At 71.3% G+C, this 22,758-nt stretch carries 22 protein-coding genes; 5 read left to right on the top strand and 17 right to left on the bottom strand.

What is annotated here, in order from left to right; all coding sequences use genetic code 11:
* Position 1 precedes the first annotated feature (1 nt).
* Genes ABD120_RS09815 through ABD120_RS09800 form a run of 4 tightly spaced genes read right to left on the bottom strand, consistent with a single transcriptional unit; the run spans position 2 to position 3,362 of the window.
* Positions 2 to 928, bottom strand: a complete 927-nt coding sequence (locus ABD120_RS09815) for an ABC transporter substrate-binding protein (RefSeq protein WP_343949439.1) — start codon at positions 926 to 928, stop codon at positions 2 to 4.
* A 37-nt stretch (positions 929 to 965) separates the two neighbouring features.
* Entirely contained in the window at positions 966 to 1,637 is a 672-nt protein-coding gene (locus ABD120_RS09810) for an ABC transporter permease (protein ID WP_343949438.1), read from the bottom strand.
* Positions 1,634 to 2,308, bottom strand: a complete 675-nt coding sequence (locus ABD120_RS09805) for an ABC transporter permease (RefSeq protein ID WP_343949437.1) — start codon at positions 2,306 to 2,308, stop codon at positions 1,634 to 1,636. The genes ABD120_RS09810 and ABD120_RS09805 overlap by 4 nt, the downstream gene beginning before the upstream one ends.
* Complete coding sequence (locus ABD120_RS09800) at positions 2,301 to 3,362, bottom strand: ABC transporter ATP-binding protein (RefSeq protein ID WP_343949436.1); 1,062 nt, start codon at positions 3,360 to 3,362, stop codon at positions 2,301 to 2,303. Before ABD120_RS09800 ends, ABD120_RS09805 begins: the two co-directional genes overlap by 8 nt.
* A 254-nt stretch (positions 3,363 to 3,616) precedes the next feature.
* Here ABD120_RS09800 and ABD120_RS09795 point away from each other — a divergent pair, with 254 nt between their 5' ends.
* Positions 3,617 to 5,371, top strand: coding sequence for a hypothetical protein (locus ABD120_RS09795; protein WP_343949435.1), 1,755 nt, complete (start codon positions 3,617 to 3,619; stop codon positions 5,369 to 5,371).
* An 88-nt stretch (positions 5,372 to 5,459) separates the two neighbouring features.
* Here the strand turns inward: ABD120_RS09795 and ABD120_RS09790 are convergent, their stop codons facing one another.
* The 6 genes from ABD120_RS09790 to ABD120_RS09765 are packed head-to-tail and all read right to left on the bottom strand — an operon-like array spanning position 5,460 to position 11,578.
* Positions 5,460 to 6,617, bottom strand: a complete 1,158-nt coding sequence (locus ABD120_RS09790; protein ID WP_343949434.1) for a lipid-transfer protein — start codon at positions 6,615 to 6,617, stop codon at positions 5,460 to 5,462.
* A complete protein-coding gene (locus ABD120_RS09785) occupies positions 6,617 to 7,006 on the bottom strand; it encodes a MaoC/PaaZ C-terminal domain-containing protein (RefSeq protein ID WP_343949433.1) in 390 nt (129 codons plus the stop codon). Before ABD120_RS09785 ends, ABD120_RS09790 begins: the two co-directional genes overlap by 1 nt.
* A 5-nt stretch (positions 7,007 to 7,011) precedes the next feature.
* A complete protein-coding gene (locus ABD120_RS09780; RefSeq protein ID WP_343949432.1) occupies positions 7,012 to 7,893 on the bottom strand; it encodes a bifunctional MaoC family dehydratase N-terminal/OB-fold nucleic acid binding domain-containing protein in 882 nt (293 codons plus the stop codon).
* On the bottom strand, positions 7,890 to 9,044 hold the full coding sequence (locus tag ABD120_RS09775; protein ID WP_343949431.1) for an acyl-CoA dehydrogenase family protein: 1,155 nt from the start codon (positions 9,042 to 9,044) through the stop codon (positions 7,890 to 7,892). The genes ABD120_RS09780 and ABD120_RS09775 overlap by 4 nt, the downstream gene beginning before the upstream one ends.
* Positions 9,044 to 9,985: an acyl-CoA dehydrogenase family protein gene (locus ABD120_RS09770; RefSeq protein WP_343949430.1), complete on the bottom strand. Its 942-nt coding sequence runs from the start codon at positions 9,983 to 9,985 to the stop codon at positions 9,044 to 9,046. The genes ABD120_RS09775 and ABD120_RS09770 overlap by 1 nt, the downstream gene beginning before the upstream one ends.
* Complete coding sequence (locus tag ABD120_RS09765) at positions 9,986 to 11,578, bottom strand: AMP-binding protein (RefSeq protein ID WP_343949429.1); 1,593 nt, start codon at positions 11,576 to 11,578, stop codon at positions 9,986 to 9,988. It lies immediately after the preceding gene.
* A 189-nt stretch (positions 11,579 to 11,767) separates the two neighbouring features.
* On the opposite strand from ABD120_RS09765, the gene ABD120_RS09760 reads away from it, so the two are divergent.
* The 4 genes from ABD120_RS09760 (at position 11,768) to ABD120_RS09745 (ending at position 15,642) form a co-directional block, all read left to right on the top strand.
* The gene (locus ABD120_RS09760) at positions 11,768 to 12,412 is read left to right on the top strand and encodes a TetR family transcriptional regulator (protein WP_343949428.1); all 645 of its coding nucleotides are present in this window, start codon (positions 11,768 to 11,770) and stop codon (positions 12,410 to 12,412) included.
* A 54-nt stretch (positions 12,413 to 12,466) separates the two neighbouring features.
* Positions 12,467 to 13,459: a sigma-70 family RNA polymerase sigma factor gene (locus ABD120_RS09755; protein ID WP_343949427.1), complete on the top strand. Its 993-nt coding sequence runs from the start codon at positions 12,467 to 12,469 to the stop codon at positions 13,457 to 13,459.
* Positions 13,460 to 13,502: 43 nt separating this feature from the next.
* Entirely contained in the window at positions 13,503 to 14,618 is a 1,116-nt protein-coding gene (locus ABD120_RS09750) for a steroid 3-ketoacyl-CoA thiolase (protein ID WP_343949426.1), read from the top strand.
* A 349-nt stretch (positions 14,619 to 14,967) separates the two neighbouring features.
* Positions 14,968 to 15,642 carry a FadR/GntR family transcriptional regulator gene (locus tag ABD120_RS09745; protein WP_343949425.1) on the top strand — a complete coding sequence of 225 codons (675 nt, stop codon included), beginning with the start codon at positions 14,968 to 14,970 and terminating at the stop codon, positions 15,640 to 15,642.
* Positions 15,643 to 15,922: 280 nt separating this feature from the next.
* On the opposite strand, the gene ABD120_RS09740 is transcribed toward ABD120_RS09745, so the two are convergent.
* Genes ABD120_RS09740 through ABD120_RS09710 form a run of 7 tightly spaced genes read right to left on the bottom strand, consistent with a single transcriptional unit; the run spans position 15,923 to position 22,717 of the window.
* Positions 15,923 to 16,831 carry an aldo/keto reductase gene (locus ABD120_RS09740; protein WP_343949424.1) on the bottom strand — a complete coding sequence of 303 codons (909 nt, stop codon included), beginning with the start codon at positions 16,829 to 16,831 and terminating at the stop codon, positions 15,923 to 15,925.
* On the bottom strand, positions 16,828 to 17,133 hold the full coding sequence (locus ABD120_RS09735) for an L-rhamnose mutarotase (RefSeq protein WP_343949423.1): 306 nt from the start codon (positions 17,131 to 17,133) through the stop codon (positions 16,828 to 16,830). Before ABD120_RS09735 ends, ABD120_RS09740 begins: the two co-directional genes overlap by 4 nt.
* Positions 17,133 to 18,086, bottom strand: a complete 954-nt coding sequence (locus tag ABD120_RS09730) for an ABC transporter permease (RefSeq protein ID WP_343949422.1) — start codon at positions 18,084 to 18,086, stop codon at positions 17,133 to 17,135. Before ABD120_RS09730 ends, ABD120_RS09735 begins: the two co-directional genes overlap by 1 nt.
* 32 nt (positions 18,087 to 18,118) lie before the next feature.
* Complete coding sequence (locus tag ABD120_RS09725; protein WP_343949421.1) at positions 18,119 to 19,561, bottom strand: sugar ABC transporter ATP-binding protein; 1,443 nt, start codon at positions 19,559 to 19,561, stop codon at positions 18,119 to 18,121.
* A 29-nt stretch (positions 19,562 to 19,590) separates the two neighbouring features.
* A complete protein-coding gene (locus tag ABD120_RS09720) occupies positions 19,591 to 20,622 on the bottom strand; it encodes a sugar ABC transporter substrate-binding protein (protein ID WP_343949420.1) in 1,032 nt (343 codons plus the stop codon).
* A 50-nt stretch (positions 20,623 to 20,672) separates the two neighbouring features.
* Positions 20,673 to 21,434 carry an SDR family NAD(P)-dependent oxidoreductase gene (locus ABD120_RS09715; RefSeq protein WP_343949419.1) on the bottom strand — a complete coding sequence of 254 codons (762 nt, stop codon included), beginning with the start codon at positions 21,432 to 21,434 and terminating at the stop codon, positions 20,673 to 20,675.
* Positions 21,431 to 22,717: an L-fuconate dehydratase gene (locus tag ABD120_RS09710; protein WP_343949418.1), complete on the bottom strand. Its 1,287-nt coding sequence runs from the start codon at positions 22,715 to 22,717 to the stop codon at positions 21,431 to 21,433. The genes ABD120_RS09715 and ABD120_RS09710 overlap by 4 nt, the downstream gene beginning before the upstream one ends.
* Positions 22,718 to 22,758 lie beyond the last annotated feature (41 nt).

Below are 22,758 nucleotides of genomic sequence, written 5' to 3'. Positions count from 1 at the left end.
CTCAGCCGAACCCGTTGGCGCTCAGCCACTCCTTGGCCACGATGGCGGGCTCGTCCTTGTTCACCGAGATCTTGGTCATCATCTCGGTCAGCGACTGGGTGGTGAGCTTGGCCGAGACGGCGTTCAGCGTGGTCCTGACGGTGTCGTTCGCCGCGGCCTTGTAGACCAGCGGGGTGACGTTCTGCGCGGGGAAGATGTTCTTCGGGTCCTGCAGCGGCACCAGTTCGTTGGCGACGATCTTCGGGTCCGTCGTGAAGACGTTGCCGACCTGGATGGTGTTGTCCTTGATCGCGTCCGCCGTGGTGGGCCCGGTCGGCTTCCACTCCTTGAACTCCAGCCCGTACACCTCCTTGAAGCGGGCCTCCCACCGCTTCTTGAACTCGGGCGGGCCGCCGACGATCATGTTCTTGGACACCTTGGCCAGGTCCTCGATGGTGTTGATCGAGTCCTTGGTCTGGGTGGCCTTGGTGATCGAGAGGCTGTCCTTGTCCTCGGCGGGCGAGGAGTCGAGGATCTCGACCTCGGGCGGCAGCTTCTCCTTGAGCGCGGCGTCCACGTCCGCCGTGGTGCTCGCCTTGTTCGTCTGGTCGACGAAGGCCAGCAGGTTGCCGTTGTACTCGGGCACGACGGTGAGGCCGCCGCTCTTGACCTGGTCGTAGACGACCTCGCGGCTGCCGATGCGCGGCTTCTCCTCCACCTGTACGCCCTTGGCCTCCAGCGCCTGGGCGTAGATGGAGCCGAGCAGGACGCTCTCGTCGAAGTCGAAGGAGCCGATGACGGCCTTGCCGCCGCCTCCGGCGCTCGCCGAGCCGCTCGGCGCGGCGCTGGAGGTGTCGAGCGGGTTGCCGCTCCCTCCGGAGGAACCGCAGGCGGCCAGCGTGAGTGTGGCCGACAGCAGTACTGCGGCGGTGCCGATCAAACGTCTCATCAAAATTCCCTTTCTAACCGGGGGGTAATACAGGACACTAGCGAACCTTCAGCTTCTGGCTCACCCCCGGCGAAACCGTCACCCGCTGGACCAGCGTGAAAACCAGCTGGACGGCCAGCGCGAACAGCACGATCAACACCGAACCGCCGACGACGCTCGGATAGTCCTTGGTCGCGAACCCGTCGATCACGAACCGGCCGAGCCCGCCCAGTCCGACGTACGCGGCCACGGTCGTCGTCGCCACCACCTGGATGGCCGACAGCCGCAACCCCAGCAGGATCAGCGGCAGCGCCACCGGCACCAGCACCCGCCCGAGCACCTGCCCGCCGCGCAGCCCCATCCCGTACGCCGCGTCGCGCAGCTCGGGATCGACGCCCCTGATCCCCTCGAAGGTGTTGACCAGGATCGGCGGGATCGCCAGCAGCACCAGCGGGATGATCACCGGCAGGATCGAAGCGGTCCCGAGCAGCAGCACGAACAGCACCAGCAGGCCCAGCGTCGGCAGCGCCCTGGCCAGGTTGGCCGTGACGACCACGGCCACCCCGCCCCTGCCCTTGTGCCCGATCAGCAGCCCCAGCGGGATCGCGACCACCACCGCGAGGGCCAGCGCCATCAGGGAGTACTCCAGGTGCTCCAGCAGCCGCATCGGGATGCCGGACGGGCCCGTCCAGTTCGCCGGGTCGCCGAAGAAGTCGAGCAGCCAGTTCACGACGCCCTCCTCGCCCGCACCCACGGCGTGAGCAGCCGCTGGGCCAGTACCAGCAGCCCGTCGGCGACCAGCGCCAGCAGCACGATGAGCACGATCCCGACGATCACCGGCGGCAGGAACGGGTTCTGGTAGGCGCGGGTGAACAGCATGCCGAGCCCGCCCTGTCCGATCAGCGCGCCGACGCTGACCAGGCTGATGCTGGAGACCGCGACCACCCGCAGCCCGGCGAGCACGACCGGCGTGGCGATCGGCAGCTCGACCTGGATCAGGCGGCGCGCGGGCGTGAAGCCCATCGCGACCGCCGACTGCCGCACATGGTCGGGTACGGCCCCCAGTCCGTCGACCACCGACGGGATCAGCACGGCCATCGCGTAGAAGGTCAGCGGAATGATCACGGTGGTCTTCGACAGCCCGGTCACCGAGATCAGCAGCATGAAGACCGGCAGCGACGGCAGCGCGTACACGACGTTCATGAGCCCCGAGGTCGGCTGGTACAGCCAGCGGAAGCGGACGCACGCGAGACCCAGCGGCAGCGCCAGCACCAGCGCGGCGACGATCGGCACGAACGACATCACCAGGTGGTCCTGGAGCAGGTCGCTGATGCTGCCGACCCGGCCGGTGTCCCAGTTGCGGGCGATCCACTCCCAGAGTGAGGGGGGGCCGTCACCCATCCGCGACCTCCGCGAGGGCTTCGTCCATGGCCTCACGGGTGGCGACGCCGACGACCTTGCCGTCGGCGTCCACGGCCACCGCGCAGCCGGAGGGCGACAGCAGCGCCGCGTCGAGGGCCGTGCGCATGCTGTCCTGTCCGTGCACGAAGGTCCCGTACGGTTCCCGTTCCTGCGGCCGCCTGGGCGAGACCCACGCCACGGGCCGCTCGTCCGGGGAGACGACCAGCAGCCACGGCTCGGCGGAGCCGATGGCGTACTCCTCGTGCTCGATCGTGAGGTCGGTACGCAGCCGCAGTCCGGCGGAGCCGATGAACTGCAGGCGGCGGATCCCCCTGTCGTGCCCGAGGAACTCGCGCACGAAGTCGTCGGCGGGCTCGGACAGCAGCGTCTTCGGGTCGGCGAGCTGGGCCAGCTTGCCGCCCACCCGCAGCACCGCGACCCGGTCGCCGAGCTTGATGGCCTCGTCGATGTCGTGGGTGACGAACACGATGGTCTTGTGCAGCTCGGACTGGAGCTTGATCAGCTCGTCCTGGAGGCTGGTGCGCACGATCGGGTCGACGGCGCTGAACGGCTCGTCCATGAGCAGCACCGGCGGGTCTGCGGCCAGCGCCCGCGCCACGCCGACGCGCTGCTGCTGGCCGCCCGAGAGCTGGAACGGGTACCGCCCGGCCATGGCCGGGTCGAGCCCGACCACCTCCAGCAGCTCCATGGCCCGGTCGCGGGCCTTCTTCTTGTCCCACCCGAGCAGGAACGGGACGGTCGCCACGTTGTCCACGATCTTACGGTGGGGGAAGAGCCCGGCCTGCTGGATGACGTAGCCGATGCCGCGCCGGAGCGTGGGCGGGTCGATCGTCCCGACTTCGACGCCGTCGAGCAGGATGCGCCCCTCCGTCGCGTCGATCATCCGGTTGATCATCCGGAGTGACGTGGTCTTCCCGCAGCCCGAAGGGCCGACGAACACGGTGATCTGGCCGGTGGGCGCCTCCAGTGAGAGGTCGTCCACGGCCACGGTGCCGTCCGGATAGCGTTTTGTGACAGAGTCGAATGTGATCACGCGCGACCTTCCGCGTTTCGTGGCAGGGCCGTAGCCCCCCTGCCACGACCGCCGCATGATCTCCTGCCCACATACCCTATGGCGATGTGAGGCAGTCTGTCCCCTCGGCCCCGGCTTAAGCGGTTCACCTACCTGGGATAATTCCCATCAAATGCCGTGTCGCTAGTGCACTGAACCGGTTGAGTTGGCATGATTGACCCCGACGCCGCACCCCTCACAGTCAAGCGTCCGTTTTCACCAGAGGAACCGGCCCAGTGACACAACCGCTCACCGATCAGCGCACCCGCAACGACCTGATCGCCGAGCTCTACGACCGTCACGCCACCGGGCTGTTCGCGTACTGCGCGGACCAGCTCGGCGACCCGGAGACCGCCGAGTACGCGCTGGTCTCCGTGCTGTCCGGCGTCCCGGCCGTGGCACCGCCGCGTGCGGCGCTGTACGCCCTCGCCCGCCGTGAGATCCACCGCGGGGATGTCGTTTACGCGCCGCCCGTCGTCGACCCGCTCGTCGACCCCGCCTCCGCCCTCGTCGAACGCACCCTGCGCGAGCTACGCCCCCACCAGCGCGAGGTGCTGCTGCTCTGCGAGGTGTGCGGACTGACCCGCGCCGAACTCGGCTGGGTGCTCGAAGTCGCACCCGACACCGCCGAGGAACTCGCCGACAGCGCCACCGGCCGCTTCAGGCAGGCGCTCACCCTCGCCCTCGACTCCACCCGGGTACCCGCCGACATGGCGGACGTCTTCGGCGCGCTCGCCGTCGCGCCGCTGCGCGACATCCTGTGCCGCCTGCCGTGGCCCGCGCCGCCGTCCGTGCTGCGGACGCAGGTCGCGGGGGCGAGCCCGCAGGCCGCCGCGCCGCTGTTCGTCAAGCCGCTGTGGCCCGCGCCGCCGTCGTGGCCGCAGCCGCTCGCCGACACCGATCCCTGTACGGCCACCGGCATCTTCCCCGCAGAGCTGCTGACGCCGCCCGCCGGCCCGGCCGACCACGAGGCCACGACGGCGCCGATTCCCCGGCTGCGGGGCGGGCAGTTGCCGTCCGGGCTGGACGCGGCGCTCAGCCTCGGGCGCACCGAACGGCCGGACTCCCCCGCCCGCAGACGCCTGCCGCCCCGGCCGAAGCCGCGCGGCTGGACCCCCGCCGTCCCGGACGCAGGGCCCGAGGTCTCAGACGTCCGGCCCGGTGTCTCGGACGACGGGCCCGTCCTGTCGGCCCCGCTCCCGGCCCACGTGCTGGACGCGCCGAGCGCCGACGCGGTGGAGGCGCCGGTCGTCGATGCGGTGGAGACGGCCGGTGGCACGGTCGCCCCGGCGCCCGGTGATGTGCTCGACGACGCCGTGACCGCCGAGTTGCCCGCGATCCGGTTCGGGCTGCCCAGTCCCGGTGACGTCCTCGTCCACAGTGCGCGTGAGCTCACGGAGGACGCCCCTCCGGGCGGGTTCTTCCGGCCGCGCCGCCCGCCGGGCGAGCCCGTCTACCGGATGCCCTCACCCGAGGAGACCCTGACTGAAGGGGCCCCGCAGGAATGGACACTGCAGGAAAGGGCCCCGCAGGGTAGAGCGCTGCCGGGGAACACGCTGCCCGCGAAGGTCCTGCACGGGGAGATCCCGCACGAGGAGATCGTGCGCGAGGAGATCGTGCACGAGGAGGGCCTGCGTGAAGAGGGCCTGCGCGAGGAGATCCTGTGCGAAGAAGGCGTGCCGGAGGAGAGCGCTCCGCCCGCCTACCTGGCCAGGCGGGAGGCGGACGCGCTGTTCGCGCCCCCGCCGGGCCCGGAGGATCCGGAGAAGTCCGAGGGCGGGCCGTTCGGCACGGCCGTACGGGCCGAGCCCGCTCGCGCCGCCCGCCGTCCGTCCCGGTCGCGGCGGCCGCAGGGCCAGGAGCGGAGCACCACGCCCCGCAAACGGCGCGAGCGGCACCACGACTGGGCCTGGGAGGTGCTCGGCTTCCTGATCTGCGTGGCCATCGCGATGCTGGTGTTCTTCACGGTCCCCGGCATCACCGGCCCATAGCCGTCGCCGGTCGTCTTGCCCCGGGGTCACCGCCGGCAGCCGTTGCCGGTCGTCTTCACGGCCCGGGGGGTCACCGGTCCGTGGCCGTTCAGCGGGCCGACAGGACCAGGCCGCTGGTCGGCACGCCGGTCCCCGCCGTGACCAGGACGTGCGCCACGTCCGCGACCTGGTTCACCGATGTGCCGCGCACCTGGCGGACCGCCTCGGCGATGCCGTTCATCCCGTGGATGTAGGCTTCGCCGAGCTGCCCGCCGTGCGGGTTGACCGGCAGGTGCCCGCCGAGTTCGATGCCGCCGTCGGCGACGAAGCCGGGCGCCTCGCCCCGGCCACAGAAGCCCAGTTCCTCCAGTTGCATGAGGACGAACGGGGTGAAGTGGTCGTAGAGGATCGCGGTCTGGACGTCCTGCGGGCGCAGCCCCGAGCGCTCCCACAGCCTGCGCCCCACGGCCGCCATCTCGGGCAGCCCGGTCAGGTCGCCTCGGTAGTAGCCGGTCATCATCATCTGCCCGGCCCCGGAACCCTGGGCCGCCGCCGTGACGACGGCGGGCGGGCGGCGCAGGTCGCGGGCGCGGTCGAGCGAGGTGACCACCAGCGCGACCGCGCCGTCGCTCTCCTGGCAGCAGTCGAGCAGGTGCAGCGGCTCGACGATCCACCGCGACGCCTGGTGCTCCGCGAGCGTGATCGGCCGCCCGTGGAACCAGGCCGCCGGGTTCGTGGCCGCGTGCCTGCGCATGGCGACGGCCACGCGGCCGAAGTCCTCGGAGCTCGCGCCGTACACGTGCAGGTAGCGCCGGGCGGACATGGCCACCCACGCGGCCGGTGTCATCAGCCCGTATGGCACGTGCCAGCTCATCTCCAGCCCCTGCGAGGTCGGCTCGCCGCCGAGGCGGGCGTCCGGCTGGCCGAAGCGCCGCCCGGAGCGTTCGTTGAAGGCCCGGTAGCACACGACGGTCTCGGCCATCCCGGTCTGGACGGCCATCGCGGCCTGCATGACGGTCGCGCACGCGGCGCCGCCGCCGTAGTGGACGCGGGAGAAGAAGCCGAGCTCCCCCATCCCGGTCTCCCTGGCGACGGCGATCTCCTGGTTGGTGTCCTGGGTGTAGGTGACCAGGCCGTCGACGTCGGCGGGGCGCAGCCCGGCGTCGTCGAGCGCGGCGAGGACGGCCTCGGCGGCCAGCCGCAGTTCGGAGCGGCCGGAGTCCTTGCTGAACTCGGTGGCCCCGATACCGGCGATGGCGGCGTCCATCACGAGCCCTCCCCTGCCAGAGTGAACATCACCGTGCCGGTGGCGTGCACGCCGAGCGACACGGCGCCCCGGACCTCGACCGTCACCTCGTCGCCCGCGACGGCGGTGACCGCGCCCGCGAAGGTGAGCCGGTCCCCCGCGTACGCCGGGACGCCCAGCTTGACGTCGATCCTGCGGATCATCGCCCGGGGTCCCGCCCAGTCGGTGACGTAGCGCTCGACCAGGCCCATCGTGGTCAGGATGTTGAGGAAGACGTCCTTGGCGCCCTGTGCGCGGGCGATCTCCGCGTCGTGGTGCACGGGTGTGAAGTCCATGGTGGCGATGGCCGTCGAGACCACCAGCGTGGGGGTGAGGTCGAGGGACAGTCGCGGCAGTGCGGTACCGATCATGGCCGTCACGGCTCCCTCGGCGTCCACAGCGGCAGGGTCCGGTCGGTGTCCATCGCGCGGAAGGCGACCCGCACCGGCAGGCCGATCTCCACGGCGTCCACGGGGCAGTCCACCACGTTGCCCACGATCCGCACCCCTTCCGGCAGTTCCACCACCGCCACTGCGAACGGCGCCGCCCGCCCAGGGACGGGCGGGTGGTGGTGGACGACGTAGCTCAGGACCGTGCCCTCGCCCGAGGCGACGGTGTACCCCCGGCGGGTCGAACGGCACGACGGGCAGAGCGGTCCCGGCGGATGGCGCAGTTCACCGCAGTCCTCACAGCGCTGGATGCGCAGCTCGCCGTGTTCGACGCCGTCCCAGAAGAACGCGGTGTCCTGGTTGACGGCGGGTTTCAGGGGATAGACCGATTTTTTCTCTGCCGGGCGAAATTTCAGGATCCGGAATAGCATGGTCGCCACCTGCTCCTCAGCCTGGTCGTACCAGGTCACCGTCCAGGTGACGAAGTACCCTTCGCCGAGTTTGGTGCGCTTCGGCCCCGTCAGCTCCGTGAACCGCGTGCCCGGCGTGAGCAGGTCGCCGACCCTGGCGTACCGATGGTGGGTCTGCCTGCAGTCGGTCGCCACGACGCCGGTGAACCCCTGGGCGTCCAGCTCCGCGAGGACCTCGTCGATCGGCGAACCGTCACGCCCGCCCCGCACCCCCGCCATCGTCCAGACCTGCGCCATCGCGGGCGGCGCCAGCCCCTCGTCCAGGTACACGGGGTTGTCGTCGCCCATGGCCGCCAGCCAGTGCCTGATCATCGGCACGTTCACCGGGTCGGCAGCCGGGGCGCCGCGCAGTTCCCCCAGCGCCCGCGCCTTCTCCGCCAGCTCGTGCGGCCCGGTCATCGCGGCGGCCTCGGCAGGCTCAGGCCCAGCATGGCGATCAGCTCCCGCTGCACCTCGTTGACGCCGCCGCCGAACGTCAGCACCACCGCCCCCTTCACCCCGTGGTCGTGGCGTTCCAGCAGCTCGGCGGTCTCCGGATCGGCCGGATCGCCGTACCTCGACAGGATGTCGCCGATGATCCGGCCGACCTCCTGCATCCGCTCCGAGCCGTAGATCTTGGTGGCGGACGCGTCGGGGGCGCCCAGCCAGCCCAGGTCCATGTTCGCGGCGACCTGCCAGTTCAGCAGCTCGTTGGTGCGGAAGTAGGCGTACACGCGGCCCACCGCCCGCCGTACGTCGGGAAGGGCGATCGCACCGGTACGGTCCGCCCACGCCGCGAACCGGTCGAGGGACTGCCCGAGGTTGCCCGCCGGGCCCAGCGTGACCCGCTCGTGGTTGAGCTGGTTGACGATGAGGTCCCAGCCCTTGTCCACCTCGCCGACGACCATGTCCACCGGAACCCGTACGTCCTGGTAGTAGGTCGCGTTGGTGTGGTGGCGGCCGTCCATGGTGACGATCGGCGTCCACGAGTAGCCGGGATCGTCCGTGGCGGCGATCATCATGGTGATGCCCCGGTGCTTCTTGGCCTGCGGATTCGTACGGGCGGCCAGCCAGATGTACTGGGCGTGGTGGGCGCCGGAGGTGAAGACCTTCTGGCCGTTGACGACGTAGTGGTCGCCGTCGAGCACCGCGCTCGTCCGCAGCGCGGCCAGGTCCGTGCCCGCCTCCGGCTCGCTGTAGCCGATCGCGAAGTGGCACTCGCCCGCGAGGATGCGCGGCAGGAAGAACTCCTTCTGCGCGGAGGTGCCGTACTGCATGAGGGTCGGGCCGACCGTCTGCACCGTGATGATCGGGTACGGCACCCCGGCGCGGGCGATCTCGTTGGCGAAGATCTGCTGCTCAAGGGGGCCGTATCCGGCGCCGCCGTACTGCTCGGGCCAGCCGAGGCCGAGTTTGCCGTCGCCGCCGAGGCGGCGGCAGTGCGCCATGTACGCCTCGCCGAACGGGTCCTCGGCCATCTTGGCGCGGTCGTCCTCCGTGAGGCAGTTCCGGAAGTACTCGCGCAGCCCGTCGCGCAGCCGCTTCTGCTCGGCGGTCAGGTCGATCAGCATCAGACGAGCGCTCCGATCAGGTCGAGCTGGGCGTCGGCGCCGCCGAGCAGGTGGGTCAGGTGCTTGGCGTGGGCGAAGGCGCGGTGCAGCGGGTAGGTGACGTCGAGGCCGAGGCCGCCGTGCAGGTGCTGGCAGGTGAACAGCGCCCGGTAGGCCTCGCTCACGTGGAACCCGGCGAGGGCGACGTCCTTGTCGGAAAGGCCCCAGGCGGCCGACCACATGGCCACGTCCAGCGCGCGGGAGGCGATGTACACGTCGGCGATCTGCATGGTGACCGCCTGGAACTCCGCCAGCGCCCGGCCGAACTGGCGGCGCGTCCTGACGTACTCGGTGGTGAGCGCGAGCGCGCCCGCGAGCACGCCGCCGGCCTGCGCGGCCACCCCGACCGTGAACAGCCGGGCGAGCGCCCCGGGGTCGCCGCCGTCGAGCTTCTCCGCCGGGGTGCCGTCGAAGACGAGGGTGGCGGCGGGCGCCCCGGTCGCCGTGAACTCCGGGACGCTCCGGCCGGGCGCGGCCAGGAACAGGCCCCGGTCGGCGGCGACGAGCACCAGGTCGGCCTGCGCGCCGTACGGGACGCCGGACTTACGGCCGGTGAGCGTCCAGCCTGCGGCGTACCGGGCGGTGGTCTCCCGCCCCTGGTCGCGGTGGGCCACGGTGGTGAGCCCGGCCTGGGCCACTTTCGCCTGCTGCTCGCGGGAGCCGTGCGCGGCGACCGCCAGCGAGCCGACCAGCAGGGGCAGCGCGGGCAGGTCGCGCGCGCCCACCTCGCGCAGGACGACGGCCATCTCGACCGCGCCGAGCCCGGCGCCGCCCACCTCCTCCGGCAGGCAGACGCCGAACAGCCCGGCCGCGCGCAGCGCGTCCGGGCCGACGTCCTCGGCGAGCAGGCGGGCGGTGAGGTCGCGCAGTTCCTTCTGTGTCTCGTCCAGGGTGAAGTCCACTCAGGTCTCCCGTGGGGTTCGCCGCCCGTTGCGGGCGAGTTCCGCGTCGATCTCCGCTCTGTCGGCGGCCGTCAGCGGGCGGTAGCCGGTGCCGGTCCTGACGTGGACCGGGTCGGTGGTGTGCCAGCACTCGGCGGCCAGGACGCGCTTGACGATCTTGTGCGAGGAGGTGTGCGGCAGCTCCCCGCTGATCCGGATGTATCGGGGTACGGCCTTGCGGCCGAGATCCGTGCGGCCCGCGATGAACGCCGCGAACCCGTCGATCTCGAACGCCGGGCCCGGCACCACGGCGGCCATCACCTGGTCGCCCGCGGCCACGTCCGGAACCGGGTACACCGCCACCTCGACCACCCCCGGAGCCTGCCCGAGCACCTCCTCGATCGGGGCGACGGCCAGGTTCTCCCCGTCCACGCGCAGCCGCTCGGTGCCCCGGCCCGCGAAGAACACGTGGCCCGCCGCGTCGGCGTAGGCCATGTCGCCCGACCAGTACGCGCCCTCCCTGATCCGCTCGGCGTCCGCCTCCGGGTCGTTGTAGTAGCCGTCGAACAGGCCCGTCCCCCGGACGTTCACCAGTTCGCCGACCGCCTCGTCCGGGTTGAGCAGGCGGCCGTCCTCGACGCGCGCGGGGGCGCAGCGCGCGCCGGTCACGGGGCTGCGGATCTCCACGCCGTCCGGCAGCCGCCCCAGCGAACCGGGCGGGGCCTGCGGGTCCGGACGGATCGACAGGGCGGTCTCCGTCGAGCCGAACGCGTCGATCACCCGGCAGCCGAACCGCTCGGCGAAGCGCCGGGTCGCCGTGGCGCTGCCCTCGTTACCGAAGGCCAGCCGGAGCGGGTTGTCCGCGTCGTCCCCGCGCTCCTCCGTGGCCAGGACGTAGGACAGGGCCTTGCCCACGTAGTGGAGGTAGGTGCAGCCGTACTCGCGCAGGTCGGGCAGCAGGTTCGAGGCGGAGAAGCGGCGCTTCAGCACCAGCGCGGCCCCGGCGGCGACGGCGGGGGCGTAGGCGGCCATGAGGGCGCCGGAGTGGAACAGCGGCATCGAGCAGTAGACGACGTCCGCCGGACCCAGCATCCGCGCCAGGGACAGGCCGGGCAGCGCGATCTTCCGCTGGGTCACCCGTACCGCCCTCGGCCGTCCGGACGTGCCGGAGGTGAAGATCAGCATCACCAGTTCGTCGGGCGTCCTCCTGCCGGCGGGTGCCCGCCCGCCGGGTCCGTCCAGGTCCTCGGTGCGCAGGCAGGGGACGGCGAGGGCGGCGGCGATCGCGCGCGCCGCCGTACCGTGGGGGTCGTCCCAGACGAGCAGGCCGACGTCGGCGGCGCGGGCGTCGCGGACGAGTTCGGCGGGCGAGCGGGTGGGGTTGAGGGCCACGATCACCTGGCCGCTCAGCGCGGCCGCGCCGATCAGGGTCACCAGTTCCGGGACGTTGTCGAGCAGGACCCCCACATGCGGACGGCCGCGCAGCCACGCCGCCCGGCGGCGGCATTCGGCGACGTGGGCACGCCAGCTCCAGCTCCGCCCCTCGAACAGCAGCGCGGGCCGATCGTCCTCGGCGCGGGCCAGGAGCAGGGCGGCGAGGGTGTCAGCGGGCATCACACCTCCACCAAGCGCTCGGTCGTCCGACGTCCGCAAAGTAGAACAGATTCTATTCAGTGTCCAGTGCCCGGCCCGCCGAGCTGGGATTCCCGCGACTCCGTGACCCATGAGACATGGGTGTATACGGTTCGTTTGTGACTGACGAGTAACAAAGCCGGTGCCGCCAGTATCAGATAACGTGTTCTTATGCGCACTCCGACTGCGACCGTCGCAGCGTCACAGAACGACCCAGAAGCGGACCCGAAGAAGGCCACGGGCGGCTCCGGCGTGCGCACCCGCAGCCAGCACCAGCGCCGCAAGCGGATCGTCCAGGCCGCCGCCGCCCTCGCCTCGCGCGGCGGCGTCGAGGCCATGCAGATGCGTACGGTCGCCGAACGCGCCGGAGTCGCCCTCGGCACGCTCTACCGCTACTTCCCCTCCAAGATGGACCTGGTCGTGGCGGTCGTCGGCGAAGAGATCGACCTGCTGGAGAACAGCATCGAACGGCGTCCGCCCAACGCCGACACCTCGGCGGGACGCGCGGTCGACGTGCTCATGCGCGCCACCCGGGGGCTCATGCGCGAGCCCGAACTCGCCGACGCGCTGATCCGCTCGCTGATCATGGCCGAGGTCGAGACGCCGTTCGGCGACCGGATGACCGGACTGCTGCTGCGGGTGTCGGCCGGCGGGCTCACCCTGGAGCAGGCCACGGACGAGCAGCTCGCCCTGGCCGGTTCGCTGTCCAGCGTGTGGGTCCACGAACTGCTGGAGATGCTGCGCGGCCGCCGCACCTACGACGAGATCCAGCGCCGCATCGAGATCGCCGCCACCAGGCTCGTCGGCGACCTCTGACCCCGGCGCGATCGAACACATTTTCTGTCGTAGGCATCGGGTAGACATGAGGGCATGACCGTCGGAGAAGACTTTCTCCAGCTCACCGACCCGCTGCGGCGTGAGCTGCTGGCCCATTGCTACCGCATGACGGGCTCGGTGCACGACGCCGAAGACCTCGTCCAGGAGACCTATCTGCGGGCCTGGCGGGCATACGACGGGTTCGAGGGCCGTTCGTCTGTGCGCACCTGGCTCTACCGCATCGCCACCACGCGCTGCCTGACCGCGCTCGACCAGCGCGGCAGACGTCCGTTGCCGACCGGGCTCGGCTCTCCCGACGCAGAGGGCGCCGAACCGCTGGCCGAGGCGCTCGACCTGCCCTGGCTGGAGCCGGTCCCCGACGCGACGGTCGGCGCCGACGGCCGCGACCCGGCGACGGTGGTCACCTCGCGCGAGAGCATCAGGCTGGCGCTCGTCGCCGCACTGCAGTATCTTCCGCCGCGCCAGCGCGCGGTGCTGATCCTGCGCGACGTCCTGCAGTGGCGGGCCGCCGAGGTCGCCGAGGTGCTCGACACCACGACGACCGCCGTCAACAGCATCCTGCAACGCGCCCGCGCCCAGCTCGCCCAGGCGGCGCCGTCCGAAGAGGCTCTCGCCGAGCCCGACGAGCGCACCCAGCGCGAACTGCTCGACCGCTACGTGAGCGCGTTCGAGAGCTACGACCTCGACGCCATCGTCTCGCTGTTCACCGAGGACGCGGTCTTCGAGATGCCGCCCTACCCCGGCTGGTTCCGGGGCCGCGAGAACATCCGCCGCCTGACCGTCACCCACTGCCCGGTCAGCGGTCCCGGCGACCTCAGGCTGGTGCCGTGCGCGGCCAACGGCCAGCCCGCCTTCGCCGCCTACCTCCGCGATCCCGAGGGCGGCCCGCACCGCGCCTTCGCGATCCACGTTCTCACTTTGCGGCCGGACGGCATCAGCCGCACGGTCCAGTTCTTCGACCTGGCTCTCTTCGGCGTCTTCGGACTTCAGGAAACCCTCCCGGAGGCCGTTGCACCACAAAAGTAGAACGCGTTACAGTCCACTCCGGAGCATCATTCTGGAGGCGGCTGTGGGCTCACCGGTGATCGTCGAAGCGGTACGCACCCCCATCGGCAAGCGGGGCGGCTGGCTGGCCGAGCTCAAACCGCAGCAGGTGCTCGCGGCGGCGCTGCGCGGGCTCGTCGAACGTTCCGGCCTCGACCCGGCCCTCGTCGAACAGGTCTTCGCCGGATGCGTCACCCAGGCGGGCGAGCAGGGCGGCCACATCGGCCGCTACGCATGGCTGTACGCCGGGCTGCCCCACCAGGCCGGGGTCACGACCGTCGACGCCCAGTGCGGCTCGTCCCAGCAGGCCGTGCACCTGGCGGCCGCCATGATCGCGGCCGGGGTCATCGACGTCGGTGTGGCCTGCGGGGTCGAGGTCATGAGCCGGGCGCCGCTCGGCAGCAACGTGCGTCCCGCCCGGCCCCGGCCCGACGACTGGTCGATCGACCTGCCCGACCAGTTCACCGCCGCCGAGCGCATCGCCAGGCGGCGCGGGCTGACCCGCGAACGGCTCGACTGGCTCGGCGCCCGCTCCCAGCGGCTGGCGGCCCAGGCGTGGGCCGACGGGCGGTTCGCGCGTGAGATCGTGGCCATCGACGGCATCGACCGCGACCAGGGGTTACGCCAGACGACCGCCGAGGGGCTGGCCGGGCTCAAACCGGTCCTGCCCGACGGGCTCCACACCGCGGGCACCGCGTCGCAGATCTCCGATGGCGCCGCGGCCGTGCTGCTCATGAGCGAGGAGGCCGCCCGCCGCCACGGGCTGCGGCCCCGCGCCCGGATCCTCGCCCAGGCGCTGGTGGGGGCCGAGCCGTACTATCACCTCGACGGCCCGGTCGAGGCGACGGCGCGGGTGCTCGCCCAGGCCGGGATGCGCATGGACGACATCGGGGCCTTCGAGGTCAACGAGGCGTTCGCGGCGGTGGTCCTGTCGTGGGCCGACGTGCACCGGCCCGACTTCGACCGCGTCAACCGCAACGGCGGCGCCATCGCCCTCGGGCACCCCGTGGGCGCCACCGGCTCGCGGCTGATCACCACGGCCGTCCACGAACTCGAACGCTCCGACGCCTCCACCGCCCTCGTCTCCATGTGCGCGGGCGGCGCCCTCGCCACGGCGACCATCCTCGAACGCCTCACCTGAGGCACCCCGGGTTCGCTCAGCATCCCCACCCACCCCCTTTCCTCGTTAGGCGGATAGGGCGGGAATTTCCGGATGTCGCCCCACGGCCGGGGAAGATCCGTCACCATCTCCAGGAGCACCTGCGCACTCACCGTCGTCCCGCCTCGGACGGCGAGGACCTGACCCCCGATCCGGGAGATCGCCGCGATGACGACACCACCCCCGATGCTCCGAGGAATGGCCGCCTACCGCATGGCCGCCCGCTGCCACACCATGGAGACGCGCGGAGCGATCCCCCGCACCCCCGAGGTCGATCCCGTACGCTCCCAGGCCCTAGACTCATAGACATCCGATGTCTAGGGAGACAAGTGTGGCCGTCACCGACGCGGCGATCGACAAGATCAAGCAGATGATCCTTTCGGGCGAACTCGCCCCCGGCGACCGGCTGCCCAAGGAGGCCGACCTCGCCGAGCGGCTGGGTCTGTCCCGCAACTCGCTGCGCGAGGCGGTGCGCGCACTGGCGCTCATCAACGTCCTCGACGTACGGCAGGGCGACGGCACCTACGTCACCAGCCTCGAACCCCGGCTCCTGCTCGACACCATGTCGTTCGTCCTCGACCTGCACCGCGACGACACCGTCATCCAGTTCTTCGAGGTCCGCCGCATCCTGGAACCGGCGGCGACGGCGATGGCGGCGGTGCAGATGCCCGAGCAGGACATCGAGGCGCTGGCCGAGGTCCTGCGCTCGCTGCCCAAAGAGCCGACCATCGAGGAACTGGTCGACAACGACCTCACCTTCCACCAGCTCATCGCACAGGGCTCGGGCAACAGCGTGCTGTGCTCGTTCATCGAGAGCCTGGCCGGTCCGACCCACCGGGCGCGCATCTGGCGCGGCCTGACCCAGGAGGGCGCGCTGGAGAAGACGAGAGAGCAGCACACCGCGATCTACGAGGCGATCGCCGCCCGCCAGCCCGACGTGGCCCGCTCCTGGGCGACCGTCCACGTGGCGGGCGTGGAGGAATGGCTGCGCAGGGCTCTGGACTGACCCCCCGCCGAACGCCCCGGGCCGTGCGCCGATCGAAGGCGGCCGCACCGGCCTGGCCCACGAACTGCCGTGGCCGCGCCCGCTGGCGGCCCCGTCCCGGAAGGGACAGGGCCGACCGGTACGGCGGCGCGGCCCGTGCAGGTGGCGCGATCCCGCCAGCGGCGATCATGGAGTTCTCCATGTGCCTGCCGGTTCAGCACCGCGGCCCGTGGACAGGACCTGCCCGGCTGCGCGCAGACGCCTCGGCTGCCCGTGCGTGCTCAGGGGGTCGAAGGGTGAGTCATCGTTCGCCGAACCCGAGGTCCTCCCACAGTGACTCCGGCACCGGCTCGGCCCGGAGCGCGGCGTTGCGCCGTACCTCCTCGGCGGACCTGGCGCCGAGCACGACCGTGGAGACGGCCGGATGCCGTGCGGGGAAGGCGATGGCCGCCTGCGGCAGCGTGACGCCGTGGCGGGCGCAGACCCGGGCGAGCGTGCGCGCCCGCTCCAGCAGCGCGCCGGACGCGGGCAGGTAGTCGAAGGTCCCGGACGGCTCGTCGGTGGCCAGCAGGCCGCTGTTGAACACCCCCGCCGCCAGCACCTGTACGCCCCTGGCCGCGCACGCGTCGAGCAGCGGCAGCCCCGACTGGTCGAGCAGCGTGTAGCGCCCGGCCAGCATGACCGCGTCGAGGTCGGTCTCCTCGACGAACCGCAGCGGCACCCGCCACTGGTTCATGCCGAGCCCGATGGCCTTGACCACGCCCTGCGAGCGCAGTTCGGCGAGCGCGGGGTAGGCGCCGGTGAGCGCGGCCTCGACGTGCTCGTCCGGGTCGTGGATGAGGGCGAGGTCGATGCGGTCGAGGCCGAGCCGTACCAGTGACTCCTCCAGGGAGCGGCGGACGCCGTCGCGAGAGAAGTCCCAGACCCGGCGCAGGCCGGAGACGACGTCGAAGCCCTCGGTGTCCGGCGCGGGGTCGCCGGGCACCAGGCGGCGGCCGACCTTGGTGGACAACACATAGCCGGTACGGCCCCGCAGGGCCGCGCCGACCCGGCGTTCCGACAGGCCGAGGCCGTAGTGGGGGGCGGTGTCGAACAGGCGGACGCCGCTGTCCCAGGCGGCGTCGAGGCATTCTCTGGCCTGTTCGTCGGAGACGGCCCGGAAGAGGTTGCCGATGGGCGCGGCCCCGAACCCCATGTCCGGAAATTTCATTGCATCTCCCAGACGAGCTTCAGGCCGCCCGTGTCCTTGTCGAAGTCCCCGTCGAGCAGGCGGTTCATCCGTACCTGCCACGCCCGGTCGGCCGGATGCCCCTTCATCGCCGCCTGGAACGCCGCGTAGTCGTCGACCTCCACCACGTGGAACAGGTCGAGCCCGTCGCGCCAGATCCGCCACGAGCGCACCCCGTGCTCCCGCATCGCCGCCTCCAGCTCGGCCGGGACGCTCGCGTGCACCTCGTCGTAGACCCGCTCACAGCCGGGCCGCAGCCGCGACCGCAGTGCCAGCCGTTCCATCAGTCCTGCGCCTTCCCGCCGGCGATCCGGCTGATCATCAGGGCTACCAGGATGATCCCGCCGTACACCACCGGCTGCCAGAATCCGGACACGCCCTTCAGCGTGAGGATGTTCTGCACCAGCCCGATCACCAGCACGCCGGTCAGCGCGCCGAGGATCGTGCCCTTGCCGCCGTCCATGCTGACCCCGCCGATGACGGCGGCGGCGAAGACCATGAAGATCCAGCCCACGCCCTGGCCCGCGCCGATGGCGCCGAGCCTGCCGGTCTCCAGGATGCCCGCCAGCGCGGCCAGCACCCCGCCGAGCACGAACACGCCCCACAGCACCCGGTCGACGCGGATGCCCGCCGCCCGCGCGGCGTCGGCGTTGCCCCCGATGGCGTACAGGGAGCGGCCGAGCCGCAGGTAGCCGAGGCCGAGGCTGCCCGCGCCGAACAGCACCGCGGCGATCCAGATCGCGGCGGGCAGTCCGAGCCAGGTCGCGCTGCCCAGGTAGAGGATCGAGTCCGGCAACTGGAAGAGCGTCTTACCCTCGGTGGGGCCGAGTTGCAGGCCGTGCACGATGATCAGCATGGCCAGCGTGACCACGAAGGCCGACAGCTGGAACCTGATGATCAGGAAGCCGTTGAACGCCCCGACCGCCGCCCCGACCAGCAGGCACAGCGGGATCACCAGGACGGCGGGCAGCCCGAGGCCGAACCCGCCCGCGGCGGCGGGGACCACCAGCATCACCGCGAGCGCCGGGGCCATGCCGACGGTCGACTCCAGGGACAGGTCGAACTTCCCGCTGATCAGGATCATCGCCTCGGCCAGCACCACGAGGGAGATGGCCGCCTGCTGCTGCAGGATGTTGGTGAGGTTGCCGGAGGTCAGGAAGATCGGGTCCAGGACCGCGCCGACGGCCAGCAGGAGCACGATCACGGGCACCAGGGTCAGGTCGCGGAAGCGAGCCATCCTCAACTTCGACGCCGGAACGGTGGCAGTGGTCACTGTTCGATGCCTTCCATGACGGCCACGAGTTCGTGGTCGGTCCAGCCGCGCGGCACGTCCCTGACGATCCGGCCGTGGTACATCACCAGCACCCGGTCGCAGATGCGCAGGTCGTCGAGCTCGTCGGAGACCACGACCGCGCCCGCGCCGCGTTCGACGGCGTCCTCCACGGCGCCGAGCAGGGCCAGCTTGGACTTCACGTCCACTCCGGCGGTCGGGTTGATCACCACCAGGGCCTTGGGGTCGTCGACCAGGGCGCGAGCGAAGACCACCTTCTGCGCGTTTCCGCCGGACAGGTCGCCGACGGGCTGGTCGGGGCCCTCGGTCTTGATGTCGAGGGTCCGGATCAGGTGGGCGGCCTCGGCGCGGCGGCGGGCGGGGCTGACCGTACCGAACCTGCCGAGTCTGCGGGCGATCGGGACGGTGGCGTTCTCCGCGACCGACAGTAGGGGGACGAAGCCCTCGCGGTGGCGGTCCTCGGGGACGAAGCCGAGCCCGGCGGCGAGGAACGCGGGGACGTCGCCCGATCTGGGGTGGGAGCCGTTGACCTCGACCCGGCCGGTGTCCGGCCGGCGCAGGCCCGCCAGGGTCTCGGCGAGGCCGACCTTGCCGCTGCTCGCCGACCCGGCCAGGCCGACGACCTCGCCGGACCGCACCGTCAGCCCCACATCGTGAAATCTCCCGCTGAGGGAGAGGTTTTCGGCTTTTATCACGATGTTCTGGCCTGGGGTGCGGGGACGGGCCTCGTAGTGGACGGCGGCCTCGCCGGTCATGGCCGAGACCAGTTCGTCGTGCGGCAGCCCCGCCACCGGGCGGGTCATGACCTGCCGGGCGTCGCGGAAGACCGTGACGCTCTGGCAGATCTCGTAGACCTCGTCCAGATGGTGGGAGATGTACATCATCGTCACGCCCTGCTCGCGCAGTGCGCGCATGCGGGTGAACAGCCGCTCGATGGCCGGGCCGTCCAGGCGGGCGGTGGGCTCGTCCAGGATGATGAAGGTCGCCCCGAACGACAGCGCGCGGGCGATCTCGACGAGCTGGCGCTGTTCGACACCGAGGTCGCCGGCGAGTGTCTCGGCGTCGACGTCCACCTCGTAGGTCGCGAGCAGGTCGCGGGCGCGGGCGCGGAGCCCGCGCCAGTCGATCCACCTGCCCTGGCGGTTGAGGAACAGGTTCTCCGCGACGGTCAGCGCGGGGATGATCGTGGACTTCTGGTAGACGCAGGCCACCCGCCGGCGCCAGGCGTCGCGGTCGGCGAGGGCGGGCGCGGGCCGGCCGGCGAACCGTACCTCGCCGCCGTCGGGGCGCTGGAGGCCGGTCAGGATCGAGACCAGCGTGGACTTGCCGGCGCCGTTCCTGCCGACGAGCGCGTGGGTCTCGCCCTCGGCGATCGTGATGCCCGCGTGGTCGAGCGCGGTGGTCGGGCCAAAGCGCTTCACGACATTCAGAGCTTCGACGTGATAAATCATCACTTGACCTGGTTGCCCCAGAGGTTCTGGTCGTCCACGTTGTCCTTGGTGACGAGCGGGGCGGGGAGCTGGTCCTCCAGGCCGTTGGGCAGTTCGATGATCGTGCTGCCGTGGTCGGTCGGGCCGGGCTTGAACGTCTTGCCCTCGGTGGCGGCCTTGGCGTAGAAGAGCGCGTACCGCGCGTACAGGTCTGCGGGCTGCGACACCGTCGCGTCGATCTCCCCCTTGCGGATCGCCTCGAACTCCTGCGGGATGCCGTCGTTGGAGACCACGAAGACGTGTCCCGCGTCCTGCGGCGGCACCAGCAGCCCCTTCGTCCGCAGCACCTGCAGCGTCGGCGCCAGGTGCACGCCGCCCGCGTGCATGTACACGCCCTTGATGTCGGGGTGCTGCTCCAGGCGGGTCTGCAGCATCGAGGCCGCCTTGCTGCCCTCCCACTCGGTCGGCTCGCTGAAGACCGTGACGCCGGGGAACCTCGTCTTCATGCACTCCGTGAACGCCTCTGAACGGTCGCGCCCGTTGATCGAGCCGAGCGCGCCCTGCAACTGCACGACCTTGCCCTTGCCGCCCAGTTTCTCGCCCAGGAACTCGCACGCCTTGGTGCCGTAGGCGCGGTTGTCGGCCCGCACGACCATGAACACCCTGCCCTTGTCCGGACGGGTGTCCACGGAGACCACCGGGATCTTCTTGTTCTCCAGCTGCTGCAGCGTCGTGGCGACGGCGCCGGTGTCCTGCGGCGCCATGATGATCGCCTTCGCGCCCTGGCCGGTCAGCGCCTGGACGTTGCCGACCAGCTTGGAGACGTCGTTCTGGGAGTTGGTCGGGTTCAGCCTGTCGACCTTCAGCTCGCCCGACAGGGTGTCCACGTACTTCATGTAGGAGTTCCAGAAGTCGGAGTCGGCTCTCGGATGGTCGATTCCGACCTTTCCGCCACCTCCTCCACTTGGGGCGGCTCCGCCGCCGTCCGCCGAGCCGCAGGCCGTCACCAACGCCAGGAGGGCCGCCGTCGCGGCCACGAATCCGATCCTCATGTGCCAGGTTCCTTCGTACTCTTCCGGGGGGTGGATGGCTGTGAAGTACGTCAGGTGGCCGGGCGCAGCCGTAGTCCCTGCATGCCGCCGTCGACGGCGAGCGCCGTGCCGGTGGTCGCACCCGACTCCGGGCCGGCCAGGAAGGCGATGGCGGCGGCCACCTCCTCGGCGCTGACCAGGCGGCCCATCGGCTGCCTGGCGTTCAGCGCCGCCCGCTCGGCCTCCGGGTCCGCCGCCGCGTCGAGCAGCCGCCCGACCCACGGGGTGTCGGCGGTGCCGGGGTTGACGCAGTTGACGCGGATGCCCTCGCGGACGTGGTCGGCGGCCATCGCCAGCGTCAGCGACAGCACCGCGCCCTTGCTCGCGCTGTAGAGGGCACGGTCGGGCAGCCCCGCCGTGGCCGCGATGGAGCAGGTGTTGACGATCGCGGCGTGCTCCGATCTCCGCAGGTACGGCAGCGCCGCCCTGGCCACCCGGACCATGCCGAGGACGTTGACGTCCAGCACCCGGCGCCATTCGTCGTCCGGGTTGTCCTCGACGGTGCCCGCCGCGCCGATGCCCGCGTTGTTGACGACCACGTCGAGGCCGCCGAGGCGGTCGACGGCCTCGGCGACGGCGGCACGGACCTGCACGTCATCCGACACGTCAGCTTTTATCCCGATAAAGGGCTCGCCGGGGGGATTGAGGTCCAAACAGGCGACACTCATCCCCCGGGCCAGCAGCGCGTGCGCCGCCGCCAGCCCGATGCCGGAGCCGCCGCCGGTCACGATGGCCTTGAGACTCACCGGTTCCTCCCGCCTGGCCGTACTCACGAGCCGCTCCACACCGAGCCGTCCGGATACAGGTGCGCGGCGATCGACGCCGGGCGCATCTGCGCGCTGAAGCCCGGCAGGCTCGGCGCGACGTAGCAGCCCTGCTCGATCACCACCGGGTCGGCGAAGTGCTCGTGCAGGTGGTCGACATACTCGATGACCCGGCCCTCCATCGACCCGCTGACGGCCACGAAGTCGAACATCGCCAGGTGCTGCACCAGCTCGCACAGCCCGACGCCGCCCGCGTGCGGGCACACCGGCACCCCGAACTTGGCCGCCAGCAGCAGGATCGCGATGTTCTCGTTGACGCCGCCCACGCGGGCCGAGTCGAGCTGCAGGTAGGAGATGGCCCCGGCCTGCAGAAGCTGCTTGAAGACGATCCGGTTCTGCACGTGCTCGCCCGTCGCGACCGGGACCGGGCTGATGGCCTCGGCGATGGCCGCGTGGCCCAGCACGTCGTCGGGGCTGGTGGGCTCCTCGACCCAGTGCGGGTTGTACGGCTTGAGCGCGGTGACCCACTCGATCGCGGAGGCGACGTCCCAGCGCTGATTAGCGTCGATGGCGATCGGGAAGTCGGGGCCGCAGACCTCGCGGGCGGTGGCGAACCTGCGCAGGTCGTCTTCGAGGTCGGCGCCGACCTTCAGTTTGATCTGCTTGAAGCCCTGGTCGAGGGCCTCCTTGCAGAGGCGGCGCAGCTTCTCGTCGTCGTATCCGAGCCAGCCGGGCGAGGTCGTGTAGGCGGGGTAGCCGTCCTTGCGCAGGCTCTCGATCCGCTCGCGCCGGGTCGGCTCGGCCTTGCGGAGGATCCGCAGCGCGTCCTCCGGCGTGAGCGCGTCGCTGAGGTAGCGGAAGTCCACCAGATCGACGATCTCCTCGGGGGACATCTCCCCCAGCAGCAGCCACAGCGGCTTGCCGTGCCGCTTGGCCTTCAGGTCCCACAGCGCGTTGACCACGGCGGAGATCGCCATGTGCATGACGCCCTTCTCCGGCCCGAGCCAGCGCAGCTGGGAGTCGCCCACCATCTCCTTGTACAGCGCGCCGAGGTCGTCGGCGTCGCGGCCGAGCACGTACGGCCGCAGCGCCCCGATGGCCGCCGTCTGCACGTCGTTGCCGCGCCCGATCGTGAACGCGAAGCCGTGGCCCTCGTGGCCGTCGTCGGTCTTCAGCACCACGTAGGCGGCGGAGTAGTCGGGATCCGGATTCATCGCATCGGAGCCATCCAGTTCCCGAGATGTCGGGAATCGGATGTCGTACGTCTCCATCTCCACGATGCGGCGGCTCATCCTCGGCCCGCCCTCTGCCGTTGCCGCCCGGGCCCGCCGAT

It is taken from the genome of Nonomuraea longicatena, from assembly GCF_039525605.1.
In the GTDB taxonomy this organism is placed as follows: Bacteria; Actinomycetota; Actinomycetes; order Streptosporangiales; family Streptosporangiaceae; genus Nonomuraea; species Nonomuraea longicatena.
Note: the sequence above shows the minus strand (reverse complement) of the source record. Positions and strands in the feature narration are given on the sequence as shown.